The 20253-nt window shown below is 44.2% G+C and carries 22 protein-coding genes and 2 pseudogenes; all 24 read right to left on the reverse strand.

Annotated features, from left to right (window positions below; genetic code table 11):
• Nucleotides 1-6 precede the first annotated feature (6 nt).
• A pseudogene (locus DWY89_RS14550) lies at nucleotides 7-69 on the reverse strand (zinc-ribbon domain-containing protein); the annotation flags it as partial.
• Nucleotides 66-578, reverse strand: a complete 513-nt coding sequence (locus tag DWY89_RS14555; protein WP_243022747.1) for a zinc-ribbon domain-containing protein — start codon at nucleotides 576-578, stop codon at nucleotides 66-68. The gene DWY89_RS14555 and the pseudogene DWY89_RS14550, both read right to left, overlap by 4 nt.
• A gap of 153 nt (nucleotides 579-731) precedes the next feature.
• A complete protein-coding gene (locus DWY89_RS04295; protein WP_055176454.1) occupies nucleotides 732-1256 on the reverse strand; it encodes a flavodoxin family protein in 525 nt (174 codons plus the stop codon).
• A gap of 301 nt (nucleotides 1257-1557) precedes the next feature.
• Complete coding sequence (locus DWY89_RS04300) at nucleotides 1558-2055, reverse strand: methionine--tRNA ligase subunit beta (RefSeq protein WP_243022724.1); 498 nt, start codon at nucleotides 2053-2055, stop codon at nucleotides 1558-1560.
• Between the two features lie 241 nt (nucleotides 2056-2296).
• Nucleotides 2297-3538 carry a tyrosine-type recombinase/integrase gene (locus DWY89_RS04305; protein WP_022146408.1) on the reverse strand — a complete coding sequence of 414 codons (1242 nt, stop codon included), beginning with the start codon at nucleotides 3536-3538 and terminating at the stop codon, nucleotides 2297-2299.
• Between the two features lie 11 nt (nucleotides 3539-3549).
• Nucleotides 3550-3804 (reverse strand): excisionase, encoded by a 255-nt coding sequence (locus DWY89_RS04310; protein WP_227402221.1) that lies wholly within the window; start codon nucleotides 3802-3804, stop codon nucleotides 3550-3552.
• 11 nt (nucleotides 3805-3815) lie between these two features.
• Entirely contained in the window at nucleotides 3816-4034 is a 219-nt protein-coding gene (locus DWY89_RS04315) for an excisionase (protein ID WP_022146406.1), read from the reverse strand.
• Nucleotides 4035-4046: 12 nt separating this feature from the next.
• Nucleotides 4047-4265, reverse strand: coding sequence for an excisionase (locus DWY89_RS04320; RefSeq protein WP_118375183.1), 219 nt, complete (start codon nucleotides 4263-4265; stop codon nucleotides 4047-4049).
• 93 nt (nucleotides 4266-4358) lie between these two features.
• The gene (locus tag DWY89_RS04325; protein WP_022146404.1) at nucleotides 4359-4580 is read right to left on the reverse strand and encodes an excisionase; all 222 of its coding nucleotides are present in this window, start codon (nucleotides 4578-4580) and stop codon (nucleotides 4359-4361) included.
• Complete coding sequence (locus DWY89_RS04330) at nucleotides 4573-5133, reverse strand: type II toxin-antitoxin system PemK/MazF family toxin (protein ID WP_024853350.1); 561 nt, start codon at nucleotides 5131-5133, stop codon at nucleotides 4573-4575. The genes DWY89_RS04325 and DWY89_RS04330 overlap by 8 nt, the downstream gene beginning before the upstream one ends.
• 105 nt (nucleotides 5134-5238) lie before the next feature.
• Entirely contained in the window at nucleotides 5239-5826 is a 588-nt protein-coding gene (locus tag DWY89_RS04335; protein WP_118375184.1) for a sigma-70 family RNA polymerase sigma factor, read from the reverse strand.
• Between the two features lie 555 nt (nucleotides 5827-6381).
• Nucleotides 6382-7107 (reverse strand): ImmA/IrrE family metallo-endopeptidase, encoded by a 726-nt coding sequence (locus DWY89_RS04345; RefSeq protein ID WP_118375185.1) that lies wholly within the window; start codon nucleotides 7105-7107, stop codon nucleotides 6382-6384.
• 130 nt (nucleotides 7108-7237) lie between these two features.
• A complete protein-coding gene (gene lexA, locus DWY89_RS04350) occupies nucleotides 7238-7837 on the reverse strand; it encodes a transcriptional repressor LexA (protein WP_055057002.1) in 600 nt (199 codons plus the stop codon).
• A 216-nt stretch (nucleotides 7838-8053) separates the two neighbouring features.
• Nucleotides 8054-8560: pseudogene (locus DWY89_RS04355) on the reverse strand (AAA family ATPase); the annotation flags it as partial.
• A gap of 19 nt (nucleotides 8561-8579) precedes the next feature.
• Complete coding sequence (locus DWY89_RS04360; protein ID WP_118524413.1) at nucleotides 8580-9965, reverse strand: zinc-ribbon domain-containing protein; 1386 nt, start codon at nucleotides 9963-9965, stop codon at nucleotides 8580-8582.
• A 146-nt stretch (nucleotides 9966-10111) separates the two neighbouring features.
• Nucleotides 10112-10291, reverse strand: coding sequence for a hypothetical protein (locus tag DWY89_RS04365; protein ID WP_054752407.1), 180 nt, complete (start codon nucleotides 10289-10291; stop codon nucleotides 10112-10114).
• A 25-nt stretch (nucleotides 10292-10316) separates the two neighbouring features.
• Entirely contained in the window at nucleotides 10317-10502 is a 186-nt protein-coding gene (locus DWY89_RS04370) for a DUF6440 family protein (RefSeq protein WP_118524414.1), read from the reverse strand.
• Between the two features lie 47 nt (nucleotides 10503-10549).
• Nucleotides 10550-11002 carry a VOC family protein gene (locus DWY89_RS04375; RefSeq protein ID WP_118524415.1) on the reverse strand — a complete coding sequence of 151 codons (453 nt, stop codon included), beginning with the start codon at nucleotides 11000-11002 and terminating at the stop codon, nucleotides 10550-10552.
• A gap of 224 nt (nucleotides 11003-11226) precedes the next feature.
• The gene (lysS, locus tag DWY89_RS04385; RefSeq protein ID WP_118524466.1) at nucleotides 11227-13176 is read right to left on the reverse strand and encodes a lysine--tRNA ligase; all 1950 of its coding nucleotides are present in this window, start codon (nucleotides 13174-13176) and stop codon (nucleotides 11227-11229) included.
• Nucleotides 13177-13200: 24 nt separating this feature from the next.
• Nucleotides 13201-13683 (reverse strand): transcription elongation factor GreA, encoded by a 483-nt coding sequence (greA, locus tag DWY89_RS04390; protein WP_107001044.1) that lies wholly within the window; start codon nucleotides 13681-13683, stop codon nucleotides 13201-13203.
• Nucleotides 13684-13902: 219 nt separating this feature from the next.
• Nucleotides 13903-14856, reverse strand: a complete 954-nt coding sequence (gene dusB, locus DWY89_RS04395; RefSeq protein WP_117795850.1) for a tRNA dihydrouridine synthase DusB — start codon at nucleotides 14854-14856, stop codon at nucleotides 13903-13905.
• A gap of 7 nt (nucleotides 14857-14863) precedes the next feature.
• Nucleotides 14864-15262 (reverse strand): DUF6145 family protein, encoded by a 399-nt coding sequence (locus DWY89_RS04400; RefSeq protein WP_022359305.1) that lies wholly within the window; start codon nucleotides 15260-15262, stop codon nucleotides 14864-14866.
• A 143-nt stretch (nucleotides 15263-15405) separates the two neighbouring features.
• Nucleotides 15406-16380 (reverse strand): 6-phosphofructokinase, encoded by a 975-nt coding sequence (pfkA, locus tag DWY89_RS04405; RefSeq protein ID WP_117795852.1) that lies wholly within the window; start codon nucleotides 16378-16380, stop codon nucleotides 15406-15408.
• A 267-nt stretch (nucleotides 16381-16647) separates the two neighbouring features.
• On the reverse strand, nucleotides 16648-20124 hold the full coding sequence (locus DWY89_RS04410) for a DNA polymerase III subunit alpha (RefSeq protein WP_118524416.1): 3477 nt from the start codon (nucleotides 20122-20124) through the stop codon (nucleotides 16648-16650).
• Nucleotides 20125-20253 lie beyond the last annotated feature (129 nt).

Raw genomic sequence — 20253 nt, forward strand, 5'->3', positions numbered from 1 at the left:
TGAATGACCGTGCCTGCATTTCCACCACGATCTCTTTGCTGAAGTTCGTGATACTTCTGTCGGCTTCAATTTATTCTGTTCATAATCCCATTCACTGAGAAGCTGACTGTCTGTTGTCGCCAAATCATTATATCCGGCAGAAGCGTTGCAAGGTCATTAAATCCTGCCAACACTTTATTATGGGAACAATACGGGCAGCCTGTCCTATTTATCGTTCTGCTCTTAACGGCAGCTTCCCACTCGTGTCCTTTCTCACATCTCCAAATCACTTTCTTATGAGAACCAATAGAAACCTCTGTCGGTTTTATCTTATTCTTTTTCGACCACTGTTTTACCAGTAATGGCTCTAATGTCGCCAAATCGTTAATACCTGCAATCACTCTCGCACCGGAACATATTGGGCATTTTTCTCCATTAGAACGAGCCTTAACGCTTGTCTGCCATTCGTGACCGCAAGCACCTCTCCACCATACTTTTTTATTTGAACCGAAAGTAATGTCATCAGGTGTAAGCGGTAAGTTCTTCTCCGACCACTCCGAAACAAGCTCCGGGTGTACTTCTGCTAAACTGTTATTCATAGCCAAACCTCAACCTCCTTGTGCTTAGAGTATATGAAGTTTTGGCTTTATCTTGTAGTTTGCGAATATCCGTATAAATAGAAAAAGCCCCTTGAGAAAGGGATTTCTCCTCTCTCAAAGGGCAAGTTGGCAAACTGGAATTTGGTGTGTGCTTTATAAATTTTTTCCGATCCACTCAAGTTCGTTCATGGAATCCTTATTTTTTTCAAGTTCATCTCTGGCTGTTGCGTAATATGATTTTTTGAAAAGCATATCCCATGAAAGATATTTTGCCATACAGTCAAACTGCTTATCAATCAGCTCATACTGGATACTGCCTACGGGAGAACCACCTACAACAATTGTGCCAACTTTTTTGTTTTTTAACTGCAATCCACGGCAGTAGCACTTATCAATGATAAGTTTCAATTGTGCTGACATTCCCCACCAATAAACTGGTGTAGCAAAAAGAATCATATCTGCGGCAGCAATTTTATCAATTGTAGAATTTGTATCATCCTTGTCGACGCATCCCTTAGAGCATTGACAGACACCACATCCCTTGCATGGTGCAATGTTGAGTTTGTCGGGTTCAATGATTTCAATTTTATTCTTTTCTGACGCTCCTTTTATAAATGCATTGATTGCTGCCAGCGTATTTCCTTTTCTGGCACTTCCATTAATGATTACAATTTTCATGCGTGTATCCTCCAACTTCCGATTTGTATTTCTGTTTGTTTTAAAAATGGGCAACTCCGATTGGAATTGCCCACTCATTGCACTAATTATGCGATTTTTTCTTGCTTGCACCGATTTCTGCATCAATTGATGTAAGTTTGATGTAAATCGTTGTTTTTTTAGTTTTTTATCAAATGAAGTACGTCCCGTCTATTCGGTAAAATGGTACATCTTTACATCACGTCGACTGGCGTCTCCGTGCGTTTTTCGCCTTATGTCGGTGTTCGCAAGCGCACACCGCCGCAAGGCTCAGTTTCTCATCTTAATAGAGCTTTGCACCTGCTGGAATGTGGTTATCAACCATCAGAAGATGAAGCTTTTCTTCGCCTTCTTCTTCATGAATAGCACTGAGGAGCATACCGCAAGAGTCAATGCCCATCATAGCTCTCGGTGGAAGATTTGTGATAGCAATAAGAGTCTTTCCAACCAGTTCTTCCGGCTCATAAAAGCTATGAATACCGCTTAAAATGGTTCTGTCTGTGCCTGTTCCGTCATCAAGAGTAAACTGTAACAGCTTCTTTGACTTCGGTACTGCAACGCACTCTTTAACCTTTACTGCACGGAAATCTGACTTGCTGAATGTATCAAAATCAACCATTTCTTCAAACAATGGCTCGACTTTTACCTTAGAAAAATCAATCTTTTCAACCGGTTTTTCAGCCTCTGCCGGAGCTGCTTCGGAAGTCTTGGAAGCTTTCTTATCAGCGTCCAGTGACTTCATCGTCGGGACTTTCTCCGACGCAATTCCGAAGCCACTCATATTCCTGAGCAACTCCCTACTTTGCTTTTTTCAATCAGATAAAAAGCCTTGTTTACCTTTAAAATTGATTACTTTCCGCATAAGCAGTTGTATTATTTGATGTATTTGATGTAAATCCCGATTGAGAGAATGGGTTCTTCAATCGGATTGCTTACTAAATTATAATCTTTATTTTTGAATAAGTCAATCAGACCAAAAAAAGCAGCGTACCAATTTTCATTTTAAAGTACGCCACTTTTTCCTACGCTATTGAATTATTAAAGTATTTATCCAGTCCATCAAACTCGGTTCTTTTTAGTTCCTTTGTTACATCAGTATAGATATTTAAGGTTGTTGTTATATCCTTATGTCCGAGTGTATCCTGAATAACTTTTATATTTACACCTGCTTCACACATTCTTGTTGTAAATGTATGTCTGAGCGAATGACAACTAAAATGCGGCAAAAGCACTTCTGGATTTTCTGTTTTCAAAAACTGCTCATCGTTGCAATCACGGATTATGCGTCGGATTGCCTTATTCAAAGTCGATTGATGTTGTGGCTGTCCGAAGCGATTGAGAAATATAAAATCTGTATATCCATCTATGGTTGCTTCGCAGTGAACCCCTAGCAGTTCTTGTCTTTCTTTTTCCATAACAAATGCTTCTTTAACAAAATCGAGCATCGGGACTTGTCTATTTCCAGCTTCTGTCTTTGGAGTATTCACATTGAAATAGCAGCCCTTTTTTCCTTCAGAAGTTCTGTGGTCATAATAAACCAACGTGTGATTAACATCTATAATCCCATCTTCCAAATCAATATCACACCATCTGAGTCCTGTAACTTCTCCAACTCTTAATCCCGTTCCAAGCATTACTGCAAACACCGGATACCAATACACTGCTGTATTAGAGTTCTTCAGATAATCCATAAACAATTCCTGCTCAGGTCGAGTCAGTCCCCTGCGTTTCTCTGTCTTGAAGCAATGAGCTTTTTTCAATTCCCTCAAAACATTATTTGTCGGATTGTTTCTGATATAGTTATCATCAACCGCCATATCAAATATCTGATGAAGAATGTTGTGGACACCATCAACCGTTGCTGGCTTCAATCCTCGCTCATCAACCAGATAATTATAAAATCTCTTAATATCTGATTTCAAAAATGTTGAAACTCTCTTAGAACCGATTTGCCGACGTACAAAGGTTTCATAAATATATTTGTAATTCTCAAAAGTGTTGTTTTTCAATCCTCTCTTCAGGTCTTTCCACAACTCATATAAATCATCGAGTGTAACATATCGTGCTTCCGCTTTTATGCCATCACTTTTGTCTTTCTCAATTGCTTCCTCTTTAATCCTGAGTGCTTCAAGCGTTTTTGAATAGACATATCTTCTTTTATGGTTTTCATCAGTCCAACTGTACTGATAACTTCCATCACTTCTTTGAAGTTCTCCCGTGCGAAGAACTGTCCTTGTTTTATCTTTTCGTTTTGGTCTTGCCACGGCTGTTCCTCCTATATTTCATTCCTGCTATTTAAAAATTCCACAAATTTGTCGATGATGACATACACCTGATAACCGTCTGTCGTCATAAAATTGCAGTCTTTCTTTTTCATCAGCTCTCGTATTTTTCCCCTTCCGATACCTGTATAAGCGGCTGTTTCATTTACCGACAAACATTTCTTTTTCCAAAATGGCTGCTCTTTTTTCTTTTCTATAAGGCTTTCCCGATAAGCAATCATTTCTTCATCTGCAAAATCCACATTCATCGTTCCACCTCCTAAATCTCATACATTTTTTCAATGTACTCATCAAACAATTCTCTTTTTATCATTCGGCGTTTTCCCACCCATAACACAAATGGACAGTCAGCAAACCTTGTCATTTCACGAAGTTTTTCTCTGCCAATGCCAGTATAGGCAGTAGCTTCATCAATGGTCAGATACGGCTTATGCCATATCGGTACTTCTAATCTTTCTTTTTTTACTGGATTACTCACAATAATACCTCCTCATATCGAATACTGCTTTTTTATAAATTCAACAAATTCTTCTCTCTTGATAAGTCGCTTCGAGCCATTCCACAAAACGAACGGACATCTTTCATTATCGGTAAGCTGTCTGATTTTTCTGCTTCCAACACCTGTATAAGCTGCGGCTTCATCAATTGTAAGCATTACTTTCTCCCAAAGTGGGACATTATAGATTGTTTCTTCTTTTTCGTTGTTCATATGCTGTAACCTCCTTTGCGTGGTTACAGCATACTCAAAAATATGCACTGAGCCAACGATGCGAATTTACTCATCGCAAATTTGACTTTTTCATTAAATAGAATACTGATTTGCAATATATTCCTCAAAAATTTTTCGCTTTATCATTCGGCGGCTTCCTATCCAAAGTACAAATGGGCAATCTTGCTTTTCCGTCATTTCATAAAGTTTTCCTGTTCCAATATTGGAATATATAGATGCTTCTTCAATCGACAAATTAGGCTTATGCCAAAGAGGTACATTATAACTCAGCTTCTTTACACTGCTATTAGACATTCTTGCACCTCTTTTCTTTCTTTGATGAATATCTATCGGTAACAACATAATCCCAACCATCTCCATCACACTTATCACATCTGTCTTTTCGCTTTGCAAATGGGTCAAGTCGCCTTACGATATAGTCCGGATTGTGGATGTAATCATTCAGGCACTTCGGGCATAGGCAGCGAATATTTTCTTTCCCCTCCGGCTTGTAAACCCAAAGTCCAAAAGTCTTTTTCAAAGTTGCATTTATCTGTCTGAAAAGTTTATCGTCATCTACCGTACCTATGTATTCACGCAAATCCTCTCTATTGACTGTCCGTATCTGTTCCAAAAGAACCATTGACGGTTTCTTCAGTCCAAACTCCTCGCCAAGAATAATGTGCGATGGCAAATATCTTTTCTTGATTACACTTGTAACCGCTGCAACAATAATCGTCGGAGCATTCTGGTTATAATCGTCCGCCTGAATGACAAGCACCGGACGTTCTCCGCTTTGTACTGAACCACTGTTATCTCCAAAGTCATAGTAGAATAAATCCCCACGACAAATCATTTTTTCTTTCATATACATAACCTCACAAGAATCAAATTTTTAAAGTGTCATTCGTATCCGGAATGAAATAACCCCTTCACTCATTTGGACAAAGGGTGCTGAAATGCACACCCAAAATCAGAGATTTTTATAAAATTTGATAAAGTTTTTCTTTGCCGCAGCAATGGACTTATCCACGGAGCTGTAATATACGCCCTCCTGCTTTGCAATCGCTCTGGAACTCAGACCGCAGCACACATTCTTCATAAGGCGTTCCCTTTGAAGTGGCTGCAACATTGAAAGTGCTATTCTTGCTTTTCTGATTTCACACTGACGCAATTCTTCTCTTTCCAGTTCAAGCCTTTCTTCCTCTGCTCTTTCAAACGGGTCGTCAAACATAATGGCAAGTTCTTTATGGAACTGTGAGGACATTTCATCGTCATATCCATAGCAGTCGAGTGTGCGACTGCTTCTCTTTGCATACTTGTCCTCATTTCGGTTTGCATCGTCAATTACCTCTCCCTGTGCAATGGAAAGATGAACAAACGGAGAATATCTTTCTATAACAAGGGGATACTTCTCCCAAAGCTCTTTTACAGATAATTCCGTAATAATCGCCCATCTTTCATCTCCGGTATAACCGTTATATTCGTATTTAAGGTTTATCAGTTTACAATCCTTTGCAAATAATTCTTCTTGTTCTGTTAATGTAAGTTTGTTTGTCATTTCCGTAATCTCCTTTGAATTTTGAAAAATTGATAAGTTTCAAAATTCGGAGATTACGGGTATTTAGCTATCTGGCACTGCCATGCGTTATAAAACATAAAAGTCCTTTCCCAAGTAAGGGAAAAGACCTAATACTGCACGAAGCATAATCGAATAAAACAGCAACAAAAAAGCACCGTCGAATCTGGACAGCAAAGAATACTTCTATTCTTCACTTATCCGGCTTCGTACGGTGCTTGGTAGTTTAGCAAATAAATTGCTTATCTCCGCTTACTCGATTAGAAATCGTTTCAATATTTACTTGTAATCTTCATCGCCTGCAATTCCTGCCATATCCGTTCCTACGGATTCTTCGGAAGTAAGCGAGATTTAAGATATGGACATTCTTGCATTTTTGACACTTCACACTCAAATGTCCGGTTGCGTCTGAAAAAACTCTCTGTATCCTGAACCCGCAAGTCGGGCAGAGAATATCACGCTCTTTCAGGCTTTCTGCTTCTACTCTTGACAGAAGCAATCTCTTTTGTATTTCAGGTGCTACCTGAGTCTGTAACCTCATTGCGAAACACCTCCAAGATTTAATTCATTGGAAATGTACTCAAGGATATTGTGATACTCAAATAGTCCCATATCTCTCAATCTGATAACCAAAGCTGTATAGGATACTCCGATATAAGCTGCCATTCTACGGATAACTTTTTTATCCTTTGAAGTGATGGTATTATCGCCATAAACTTTTATCGGATTTGACTGATTATATTTCGCCAAGGCATTTTCAATAATTCTTCTCGGCATAAGAAGCGAAGCTCCCATTGTATCTGCCTGCCACTCAACAGACGCAAACATCTGAGCCAGTTCCTCTTTGGAATAACTACGCTCACTGTCATACTCTGCATGAAAGCGTCCTTCACTCGGCATTGCATACATCTTACTCAAGATATGATGTGACGCTTCGTGTGCCATTGTAAACCTGCGACGTCCCTGCTCCTTTTCAGCAAGAAGAAATTTATCAAGTACGATGGTATCTTTCGGGAAAACAAAGGGAATAATTTTTCCGTCCTGATGTACCAGCAGTGGTGTTGCTCCATCTGCCAGAAAACCAATCCTGCCTGCATCATCTTCTGCGAAAGAAGCGTATTCAATTCGTAACATAAGAAATTCTGTAATGAAATGTTCTATGTCGATGGATTGAATCACTCGATTGCTAAACTTATTAGCATAAGCTGTTATCAAGCCTTCGCTGATTTCTTCCAACTCGGCTCTTGACATATAAATACTCAAGTTGTGTCCACCTCCGACTCCACCTTGTCCGGTGGTGCAACTCCTCCGGCAAAGTTCTGTTGTATTTCCGCACTATCCAAATTGATTAGATAGCGAATTCCTTCAAGTGTTCTCATTCGTCTGCCCTCTGTTATAGTTCTTTGATGATGTGACAAGCCACACCCTGAATGCAGCACTCATCTACAATGATGTCTTTCATCTTCTTATTTTCCGGATGGAGAATGATTTTCTTATTCTCATCATCTCGGAAGTAGCGTTTCAATGTATTTTGATTATCCACAAGGGCAACTACTATATCGCCCTCATTGGCTTCTACCTGCTTTTTGACAACTACAAGGTCGCCGTCATCAATCCCTGCTTCAATCATAGACTGACCGCTTGCTCTTAATATAAAGAAATCTCCTTTGCCGAAAATAGCAGTAGGAAGCGATACATACTCTTCAATATTTTCTTCCTCATACTGAGGACTGCCACAAGGAATAGAACCCACAATCGGTGTCTGTGTCTGTTCGCCACTGTACTTACGGGTCACATTTGTACTAATTTCCTGCCCGTCGTACTCAATCATATTCTTCTCAGCCATCTCTACCAAGTATTTGTATGCTGTACCTCTGGCAATACCAACAGCTTCAGCAATCTTTGTAGTCGATGGGGATTGTCTGTTTTGCAGGTAATAATCCTCGATATACTTTTTAATCTCACTCATAAGTTCAGGACTCTTGCTTCTCATACCTGCACCTCGCTTTCTTTTCTATTGGAAGCAGTTTGCTTTCGATAGTTTTATTATACCTGATACGAAAATTTTTTCAAGTAGGTTTTTCGCAAAAGAAAAGAGGTGTCGCAATTTGCTAACACCTCAGTATCTTTCAATATTTTCATTGAAAAATTCCGCCCATAAAGGCTTTTTTGTTCAATGAACTTAGATTTTGCAATTTGTGCAGACCGTCTGCACAAATTCTATTCTGTTTGCAAGGTTTGTTCGGCTATCCACCAAAGTAAGCAGCATACCGTCTATCTTAATATCCGGATTGATATACTTCTTTACTTTAGAAATGGTCTGCACAAGCTGTGTCATCCCCTTTGCAGGCAAATACTGAGCCTGAACCGGAATAATAACACTGTCTGCCGCCGATAAAGCATTGAGAGTAACCATACCAAGTGAAGGCATACAGTCTATAATTACATAATCATATCTGTTTTTCACTTGACTCAAATAATTCTTGAGTGTAGTTTCTCTGCTCATTGCGTTTACAAGGTTAAATTCCATTGCTGAAAGCTCAAGGTTTGCCGGAACAAGGTCAACACCTTCTTCGTGATGCAGGATACCAACCATAGGGTCTGTCATCGTTTCATTGATTACATCTGTGAGTTTCGTTGCAAGCGTGATACCCAAACCGTCTGTATCCTGCCAACCAAGACAAGTCGTTAAATCGCCCTGCGGGTCTGCGTCTATAGATGATAGGTTTTCTCTCTCATTGGCTGTCCCTCCATCTTTCAAATGTATTTTTGATTATCTCCACATCTTCCTCAGTATCGGAAGAAATAAATATATGTACGCTCTGAAGAGCTTTCTTTAAGCTATTGGCATAATCCAGTTCTGTGCCTTTCATCGGCAGCTTAATCAGCCTTATCCCTCGTTGCTTACACATATATGCTTTCATTATTTCTATATTCTCGTCAGCACTTCCCGACTCAATAGCCAACTTTTCTGAAGGTATGTATGTTTCAAGCGGAACTCCAAGCAATCGGTCAGAACCAAGTTCTGCTTTCAAGCCTTTCTTATTAGAATAATAGCTGACCGCCAAAGCAGGGAACAATGACAAATACTCCTGCTCACAAATTCGGCAGCCTTTATTCAATATCGTTCTTTCATTTATCTTCATACTCCACGAATGACCGTGCCTGCATTTCCACCACGCTCTCTTTGCTGAATTTCGTGATACCTCTGTCGGTTTCCATTTATTCTGTTCATAATTCCATTCGCTGAGAAGCTGACTATCTGTTGTCGCCAAATCATTATATCCGGCAAGGACTTCTCTCTCTGCACAAACGGGGCATACCGTACCTTTTACACGGGCATTGATAACAGATTTCCACTCGTTACCGCATTTACTGCACTTCCACCAGATGTTTTTCCTCGACTTTGCATTTACTTCATCAGGCTTCAATGGCAAGTTCTTCTCCGACCACTCTGAAGCAATTTCAAGGTGTGTTGTCTGCAAATCGTTAAACCCTTTCAGGAATATGTACCCACTGCAATACGGGCATTTGCTACCACCGGAACGGGTAGAAATAAGGGTGTTCCACTCTCTGCCGCAATCCTTACACTTCCACCAAGCCTTACGATTGGCAAAGACCGTAACCTGAGTTGGAAGTGTCGGATAATTTCTGTCCGACCACTCGGCTGCTATATCCGGCAGAAGTGTTGCAAGGTCATTAAAGCCTGCCAATACTTTATTATGGGAGCAGTACGGGCAACCAGTTTTATTTATTGTCCTGCTCTTAACGGCAGCTTCCCACTCGTGTCCTTTTTCACATCTCCATATCGCTTTCTTATGAGAACCAATAGAAACTTCTGTCGGTTTTATCTTATTCTTTTCCGACCACTGCTTTTCCAGTAGCGGCTCTAATGTCGCCAAATCGTTAATCCCTGCAATCACTCTCGCACCGGAACATATCGGACATTTTTCTCCATTGGAACGAGCTTTAATGCTTGTCTGCCATTCGTGACCGCATGCACCTTTCCACCATACTTTTTTATTTGAACCGAAAGTAATGTCATCAGGTGTAAGCGGCAAATTTTTCTTCGACCACTCCGAAACAAGCTCCGGATGTACTTCTGTTAAACTGTTATTCATAGCCAAACCTCAACCTCCTTGTGCTCAGAGTATATGAGGTTTCGGCTTTTTCTTGTAGTTTGCGAATATCAGTAAAAATAGAAAAAGCCCTTTGAGAAAAGTATTTTTCCTCTCTCAAAGGGCTTGCTAAACTTGAAGTTGTATCATCACTTATCTTTATCTTTTTTTGAAAAAATAAGACTGCCAGATATGCCAAAAGATATACCCAGACATATTCCGATTCCAATTCCTGCCATGCTATTTAATGAGTTTATGAAAACAACGCTCCAAAGTATTGCTGCGATTATTCCGATAGTGACTCCTATAATTACCTTTTTGATTTTCATTAGTTTTATCCTTTAATTCCCGATTTTACTTTGTGACTATGACTTTTCCTTCCGAATCCAGAAGAGGTGTAATACTGGCTCCAAATCCAGAGTTCCAACAAAGGTAATTAACCCCAGTCTTCTTATCTACAAGGATTTGACGAATTCCTTCATCTTTAAGCCAACTTCCGTCTTTGAATGTAACTTCAAATCTTTCTTCTTTCTTTGCCATGTTTATTTCTCCTTTTTTCAAGCGTTAAATACCGATTTAGTGTCCTTTTATAACGGTTGCATCATCTCAAGAATGATTCCATCCGGGTCTCTAAAATAAAAAGCTCTACTTTCCCCAAATCCATCTGCTCTAAAATCGAAATACTGCGGTTCAGACAAGCACTCCACATTATTATCTACGAGATGTTTGTAAGTAGAATCAATATCATCTGTATAGAAACATACTTCCGAGATGGATGTTGTAAACAAATCAGAGGGAACTTTCTTTACTTCGTTGTTTACAAACTGAATCAGCTCAACTGGCGGTGCCTCAACAGCCTTGGAGCCATTCAAATAAGCGACCCTTGCTTTGCAATTTACTCTACAAAACATTTTATCTGTTTCTTCGCCTTCCATAAAAATCTCTCCTTGAAACTCAAGCCCAATGACATCTCTGTAGAATGCAATTGAGCGTTCCAAATCAGAAACCGTTAGTCCTACATGATAAATTCTTCCAACCATATATATTCCTCCTGTAAATTCCAATATGTATTTTTGTTTGTTTTAAAAATGGGCAATCCCGATTGGAATTGCCCACTCATTGCACTAATTATGCGATTTTTTCTTGTTTGCACCGATTTCTGCATCAATTGATGTAAGTTTGATGTAAATCGCTGTTTTTTCAGTTTTTTATCAAATGAAGTACGTCCCGTCTATTTGGTAAAACGGTACATTTTTACATCATCTTAATAGAGCTTTGCACCTGCCGGGATTCTGTCATCTACCATCAGAAGGTTCAGTCCCTCGTGACCGTCTTCCTCGTGTACTGCTGAAATCAGCATACCTTCGGAATCAATTCCCATCATCTTTCTCGGTGGCAGATTTACGATAGCGATTGCTGTCTTTCCAACCAGTTCTTCCGGCTCGTAATAGTCGTGAATACCGCTTAAAATCACACGGTCCTTGCGTTCTCCGTCATCTAATGTAAACTTCAGAAGCTTCTTTGACTTCGGTACTGCTTCGCAAGCTAAAATCTTAACTGCACGGAAATCAGATTTTGCAAATGTATCGAAATCTACCATTTCTTCAAAGATTGGCTCAATCTTCACATTGGAGAAATCAATCTTTTCAGACTCAGTTTTTACATTTTTTTCAGGTGCTTCAGAAGCTGTATTATTTACATCATTTTTCTTATTTACACCATCTAAGGACTTCATTGTCGGGAACAGCAGTACGTCACGGATTGCCTGGGAATCGGTCAGCAGCATAACCAGACGGTCGATACCGTATCCGATACCACCTGTCGGCGGCATACCGATCTCCAGTGCATTCAGGAAGTCTTCATCCGTATGATTTGCTTCCTCATCGCCAGCAGCAAAAGCCTCTTCCTGTGCTTTGAAACGTTCTCTCTGATCGATCGGATCATTTAACTCAGAGTATGCGTTACACATCTCGCGGCCGTAGATATACATCTCGAAGCGCTCAACCAGCTCCGGATTGGACGGTTTTCTTTTGGTCAGCGGAGATACCTCAACCGGGTGATCCATAACGAAGGTCGGCTGAATCATCTTCTCCTCGCAGAACTCCTCGAAGAACAGATTGATGATATCACCCTTCTTATGGCGCTCCTCAAATACAACATTGTGCTCTCTTGCGATTGCCTTTGCTTCCTCGTCAGTTTTAACAGTGTTGAAATCAACGCCGGAGTATTTCTTAACTGCATCGATCATGGTGATGCGCTCGAACGGCTTGGACATATCAATCACAGTGCCGTTATAGCTGATGACAGAGCTTCCGCAGACTTTCTCAGCCAGGTAGCGGAACATACTCTCGGTCAGTTCCATCATGCCCTCATAGTCGGTGTATGCCTGATACAGCTCCATCAGGGTAAATTCCGGGTTGTGACGGGTATCAACACCCTCGTTACGGAATACACGGCCAATCTCGTAAACACGCTCTAAGCCGCCTACGATCAGTCTCTTTAAGTAGAGTTCCAGAGAAATACGCAGTTTTACATCTTCATCCAGAGCATTATAATGGGTCTCAAACGGACGTGCAGCCGCACCGCCGGCATTAGCTACCAACATCGGGGTCTCCACTTCCATAAATCCGCGTCCATCCAGGAAATTGCGGATCTCCTTGAGGATCTGAGAACGTTTTACAAAGGTGTCTTTTACTTCCGGATTCATGATGAGATCCACATATCTCTGACGATAACGGATATCCGTGTTGGTCAGTCCGTGAAATTTCTCCGGCAGAATCTGCAGACTCTTGGACAGCAGTACGATGGACTCTGCGTGAACGGAGATCTCTCCCATCTTGGTGCGGAATACGGTACCTTTGATTCCGACAATATCACCGATATCCATCTTCTTGAAATCTTTATAAGCCTCTTCGCCTACGCTGTCTCTGGCAACATAAGACTGGATATTGCCCTTTAAATCCTGCACATTGCAGAAAGATGCCTTACCCATCACACGTTTGGACATCATACGTCCTGCGATCGTAACCTCTTTGCCATCCATCTGCTCAAAGTTATCCTTGATCTCGCTGCTGTGTGCAGTTACATCAAATTTTGTAATCTGGAACGGATCCTTTCCGTTGTCCTGAAGGTCTTTCAGTTTCTCGCGACGCACCTTTAATAACTGATTTAAGTCCTTCTCCTCGTTCTTATTCTGCTGATTCTGCTCTGCCACTTTCTCTTTCACTCCTTCGTCTCTTTATGATACTCGCTGGATGTCCAGGATCTTGTACTGGATAACGCCCGCCTGTGTCTCTACGTCTACGGTCTCGCCAGCTTTCTTGCCAAGCAGGGCACGACCAACCGGAGACTCGTTGGAGATCTTACCATCTAAGCTGTTTGCCTCGGTGGAACCTACGATCTTAAATTCCATCTCTTCATCCTCTTCGACGTCCAGTACCTTTACCTGGCATCCGATGCTGATCTTATCCAGATCGATCTCATCCTCAACAACAACCTCTGCGTTTTTCAACAGTTTCTCAAGGTCTACGATTCTTGCCTCGATGTCTCTCTGTTCATCTTTTGCTGCATCATACTCAGCGTTCTCAGACAGGTCGCCCTGCTCTCTCGCCTCTTTGATCTTCTGTGCGATCTCCTGGCGTTTATTTACTTTCAGATCATGAAGTTCATCTTCATACTTTTTCAATCCTGTGTAAGTTAAAATGTTCTTCTTTTCTGCCATGACAGCTATCCTTCCTTCTATCGATTCATCATTGAATCCCCTAATAATTGCATCGCACTATTATACATGATTCTTGGTGTAATGTCAAGAATCACAAAGTGCCATAATGGCTTTAAAAACAAGGGAAAATCCTACATTTTCGTGCTTTTTCTGTGCCTTCCGATTTCGTCCACCCATGTAACACAACCATCGTTTTGATTCCACACATTCATCCTTCTCTTAAATTCTCTCATCCACCAGCCGTTCCAGCTCCTCCAGCGTCTCCACCTGATTTATATCATTGCGAAGCGCCGACGAATGTGGAAATCCTGCCGTATACCATGCCACGTGCTTACGCATCTCCCGCATTGCGATCTCCTCGCCGCGAAATTCCGTCTGAAGCGTCCCATGGCGGACAATCATCCTCTTTACTTCCTCCGCAGTCGGCGGCGGCAGAAGTTCTCCGGTTTCCAGATAGTGGAGAATCCGTTTAAACAGCCATGGATTTCCTTTCGCGCCGCGCGCCACCATGATGCCGTCGCAGCCGGTTTCTTCCTTCATTCTCTTAGCATCTTCCGGTGTAAATACATCACCGTTTCCCCAGACCGGGATTGAAACCGCCTCTTTGACCTGACGGATGATGTCCCAGTCCGCCTTTCCGGAATAATACTGCTCTCTCGTCCGTCCATGCACGGCTACCGCCGCCACGCCGCAGCTCTCTGCCATCTTCGCAAACTCAACCGCATTGATATTCGAATCATTAAATCCCTTGCGGAATTTGACCGTAACCGGTTTATGAAGTTTCTTTACCATCGCCGTCAAAATCTGCTCTGCCAGCTTCGGATCCTTCATCAGTGCCGAACCTTCGCCGTTATTGACAATCTTTGGCACCGGACAACCCATGTTGACGTCGATGATGGCATACGGTCCTTCCTCCAGCTGCAGCGCCATCTCGCTCATAATCTCCGGATCGGAGCCAAACAGCTGCACCGCAACCGGCTCTTCTTCCGGCCGCGTCTCTAATAACGGCTTTGTATTGCGGTTCTTATAAAGAAGCGCCTTCGCGCTGACCATCTCCGTGTACATCAAACCACATCCCTGCTCCTTACAGAGCAGACGGAACGGCAGATCCGTCACACCTGCCATCGGCGCAAGGGCGATTGCATTTTTTAATTCTACGTTTCCAATCTTCATTTTATTTCTAATCTTCCTGATACCGTTCCATCTGCTCGTCGTCTAACAGTTCGTCCGCCGGGATTCCCAGCACCTTCACCTTATAATACAGCTCCAGCGATTCCAGCAGCTCACGCTTCTCCGCCTGATACTGCTTGATTTTAAGCGCGCTTCCGATCTCGTCAAAGAGGTAATCATTCTCCTCCGCCTCAACCTTAAACTGCAGTCTGCCATCCGGCATAAACTCCAGCAAAATAATACCGCCGATGTCCTCTGTGTACATGACACACATGATCTGCAATTCCTGCTTAATTGACTCCGGCAGCCCCGAAAACTGCTCATTCAGATAATATTTTTCCACATACGAATTCGCACCGCAGAGTACGGTGGAGTCCCCATCTGTATTGGGATTCTGCATTTCTGCCATTTTCTTGCACCTCCATCTGTTTCATTTTCCATTGCCCACAAACAGGGCTGACGCACGAACGGAGAGCAGGCTCTCCCTTTATCCCTGAGAAGCCTGTTCTCCGTTCATATGCCAGCCCATCTCACAAGCAGCCATCAAATTCCTTAACGAATCAGCAGCTTACTAATCTCATACTGATCTTCCGGAATATCCTTCTTCATATTCAGCGCCTCCTGAATATCAAAATCCAGAAACTCGCCGTGCTTATACGCTACCACGCGGTTGGTCTTTCCTTCTTCCAGCAGCTCCACCGCCTTGGCGCCCATGATGGACGCATAGACGCGGTCTTTACAGGTCGGCGCGCCGCCTCGCTGCATATAACCAAGGATCGTCGCACGTGTCTCGATGCCGGTTGCCGCCTCGATTCGCTTCGCCATCGACGCGGAATGTCCGATGCCCTCGGCATTAATGATAATATGATGTCTCTTGCCGCGTTTCCGGTTATCGATGATGCGGTTGATCAGCATCTGCTCATTGCCATCGTACCGCTCCGGAAGCAGAATATCCTCGGCGCCGTTAGCGATACCGCACCACAGGGCGATATATCCCGCGTGGCGTCCCATAACCTCGATGATACTGCAGCGCTCATGGGAGGTGGAAGTATCTCTTACCTTATCGATCGCCTCCATCGCCGTGTTGATCGCGGTATCAAACCCGATTGTATAATCGGTGCAGGCAATATCCAGATCGATCGTGCCCGGAAGACCTACCGTATTGATTCCCAGCGCGGATAACTTTCCGGCGCCGCGGTAGGAACCATCGCCGCCGATGACGACCAGACCGTCAATGTTGTGCTTGCGGCAGATTTCTGCGCCGCGCTTCTGACCTTCCTCGGTCATAAATTCCGGACAGCGGGCTGTGTATAAGATCGTACCGCCACGGCCAATCGTATCTGCCACGCTGGTTCCGTCCATGTCCACAATCTCTTCCTGCAAAAGTCCAGCGTAACCACGCATGATACCTTTTACCTTCATGCCCTTGTTGATCGCAGTCCGGACCACTGCACGGATCGCTGCATTCATACCCGGCGCATCGCCGCCGCTTGTCAGTACACCAATCGTTTTAACCTCTTTTGCCATCGCTTATTCCTCCGTCCTAAGGCTTTCCGCTTCACATCCCCAACCGTGAACCAGCCGTTTTATTTTCGAATCTTTTGACCCTTCTGATACCAAATTGTTCTGCACTGCGTGCTACCACAATTTTCAAACAATTTTATTGTAATTCATTTTATAGGTCATTTCAAGATTTTTTATGATATTTTTTTAACATGTCGCCAAAGCGTGTTACTGTTCACACATACGTGCCCAGTTACCAAAGCTTTCAATGTCCAATGCAAATTTTAACACTTATGAAGAAATCTTCCCCAGCGGCTTCTCCACCACCTTGACGTTCTTCTCGCCCAGCATCTCGCTAAGCGTCGTCACCAGCGCCTCGCCTGCCCGCACATTCCAGTTGCGCGGCAGAACCTTTTTCGCGCGCTCACGTCCCAGGTAAATGATCACGGTGTCATTTCCATCACTTGTTTTCAGGAGGTCGAGAAGTTCTTTCTCTCCCGCCAGATACGCATCCTTGTCCGCATACTGAATCCACAGCTCGCGCGGCACCTGCGAAAATGGGATAATCTGCTCGCAGATCAGTTTTCCGACCGGCTCATCGCCGACCGATGCGCGCCCGCGGATAAAAACTTTTTCATCCTTTATCAGCATATCGCGCCGTTTTTCATAATCCTTCGGGAATACCAGCACTTCCACACTTCCCGCCAGATCTTCCACCGTCAGGAACGCCATCATTTTGTTATTCCGGGTCGTCTTAACCGTTTTCTCGGTGATCATTCCGCCGATCGTCACATACGCGCCGTCGTGAACCACCGCCGAACCGGTCTCCTCATCCACAACAAAATCGGAGCTCTTCGCCGTCACATTTTTCTCCCAGGTGCCGATATATTCCTCCAGCGGATGCCCGCTGACGTAGACGCCCAGCATTTCTTTCTCGTATGCCAGATATTCTTCCCTCGAATACTCTCCGACATTCGGAAATGTGATCTGAAAACTCTTCTTGTCCTCTTCCGCTGCAAAATCAAAGAGTGACATCTGCCCTTCCATCGTATTTTTCTTCTCTTTATTCTTCTGATCGACCATCGAACCGCAGACCATACATTTCTGCTTGCGGGTTCCCGGCAGACCGTCCATCGCACCGGATTTGATAAAGCTTTCCAATGTACGTTTGTTGACCTCCCTGCCCGACATCCGGTCAATGAAATCTTCCAGTGAGCGGAATTTTCCATGTTCGGTCCGCTCCCGCACAATCTCATCCACCACCGACTGACCGATACTCTTGATCGCCGATAAACCATATCGGATCGCGCCGTCCGAAACAGAGAATCCGCCCTCGCCCTCATTGATATCCGGCGGCATGATCTTCATACCCATCTGACGGCAGCTCATGATATATTCCGATACCTTCGTAACATTATCCTTGACCGAGGTCATCAGCGCCGCCATGAATTCGACCGGATGGTAATATTTCAGATATGCCGTCTGGTAGGAGACAACCGCATACGCCGCCGCGTGCGACTTGTTGAAGGCGTATTTCGCAAAATCGATCATCTCATCGTAAATATGGTTCGCCGTCTTCTCGTCGATCCCATTCGCAATACAGCCCTTTACGCCCTCTTGTGCATTGCCGTAGACGAAATTCTGGCGTTCTTTCTCCATGACTGCCGCTTTTTTCTTTGCCATCGCACGGCGCACCAGGTCGCTTCGTCCCCAGGTATAGCCAGCCAGATCGCGCACGATCTGCATAACCTGCTCCTGATAGACGATACAGCCATAGGTCGGCGCCAGAATCGGTTCTAACTGCGGGCACTCATAGGCAATCGAAGCCTTGTCATTTTTGCCTTTCAGATAACGTGGAATGAAATCCATCGGACCCGGACGATACAGGGAAATACCGGCGATCAGATCCTCCAGGTTTTCCGGCTTTAACTCTTTCATGAATCCTTTCATGCCGGAACTCTCCAGCTGGAACACACCGTCATTTTTGCCGGTTCCAATCGAATCCAGCACCTTTTTATCGTTGTAATCGATCTTATCTATATCAAGCGGTTTTCCGGTCGTTTTCTCCACCAGGCGAACCGCATTCTGGATAACCGTCAGGGTTCTAAGACCCAGGAAATCCATTTTCAGAAGTCCCAGCTCTTCCAGCGTCGTCATCGTAAACTGGGTCGTGATCGAACCGTCAGATGCCCTGGACAACGGCACATACTCATCGACCGCCGCACGGCTGATGACAACGCCCGCCGCATGCATGGAGGTATGTCTCGGCAGCCCCTCCAGACGTTTACTCATGTCGATCAGATATTTGACCGAATCATCCGACTCATACGCCTCACGCAGATCCGGACTGGCTTTGAGCGCCTTGTCTAGCGTCATGCCAAGATCACCCGGAATCATTTTTGCGATCGCATCACACTGTGCATACGGCATATCGAGCGCGCGCCCCACGTCGCGGACGACACCCTTTGCCGCCAGCGTACCGAAGGTAACAATCTGCACGACGCGGTCTTTTCCGTATTTCCGCACGACATAGTCGATAACCTCCTGACGCCGTTCGAAACAGAAATCGACGTCGATATCAGGCATGGAAACTCGTTCCGGGTTCAGGAAACGCTCGAAAATCAGCTGATAGCGGATCGGGTCGATGTCCGTGATCTCCAGACTGTACGCGACGATACTGCCCGCCGCCGAACCACGTCCCGGACCGACCATGATACCATTTGATTTTGCAAAATGGATAAAATCCCACACAATCAGGAAATAATCGACATATCCCATCGAATGGATAACGTCCAGCTCATAGCTCAGGCGCTCCCGTAACGCCCCGTCGTCGTTTGGATAGCGCTTTTGAAAGCCATCCCTGCAGAGCTTCTGCAGATATTCCCAGGACGTATATCCGTCCGGGACATCATACTGCGGCAGCTTTGTCACGCCAAACTCGATCTCGACATTGCACCTCTCGGCGATCTTGTGCGTGTTGTCAAGTGCTTCCTGTGCATACGGAAACAGCGCACGCATCTCGTCCTCGGATTTGACATAGAACTGCCCGCCCTCATAGCGCATCCGGTTCTCGTCCGTGACTTTTTTGCCCGTCTGGATACAGAGCAAAATATCGTGCGATTCCACATCTTCTTTATAAATATAGTGGCAGTCGTTCGTCGCCACCAGCGGAATCTGCAGTTCCTGGCTCATCCGCATCAAGCCCTGGTTGACCGTCCGCTGCGCCGGTATGCCGTGATCCTGCAATTCCAGAAAGAAATTGTCCGGTCCAAAGATATCGCGGTATTTCTGCGCCGACTTGCACGCTTCCTCATACATGCCTCTCGACAAATACCTCGGGATCTCGCCCGCCAGACACGCGCTGAGTGCAATAATGCCTTCATGGTAGGTTCTCAGCACCTCGTCATCCACACGCGGTTTATAATAAAATCCCTCGACAAAGCCCTTGGAGACGATCTTCATCAGATTCTGATAGCCGGTATTATTTTCCGCCAGCAGAATCATATGATAATAGCGATCCTCGCCGCTTCCCGCCTCCCGGTCAAAACGCGATCCGGGCGCCACATAGATCTCGCAGCCGATGATCGGCTTGATCCCATTTTCCCTGGCTGCCCGGTAAAAATCGATCACGCCGTACATGACGCCGTGGTCGGTAATCGCCAGACTGTCCATCCCCAGTTCCTTCGCCCGGGCGGTCAGTTCTTTTATTTTACTCGATGCGTCAAGCAGACTGTACTCTGTATGCACATGCAGATGTGTAAATGCCACCTTTTTCCTCCCATTCAGATCTTTTAAGGGACTGCCGTTTCCCGCGAAACGACACCCCCTCGTCTATCAAAGCTCTTGTTTTGTGTAACTGTTACGTCCCTGTCTCTTTCCGAAAAACGGTCAGGAATC

This window comes from Clostridium sp. AF27-5AA (assembly GCF_003478415.1).
GTDB lineage: Bacteria > Bacillota > Clostridia > Lachnospirales > Lachnospiraceae > Otoolea > Otoolea fessa.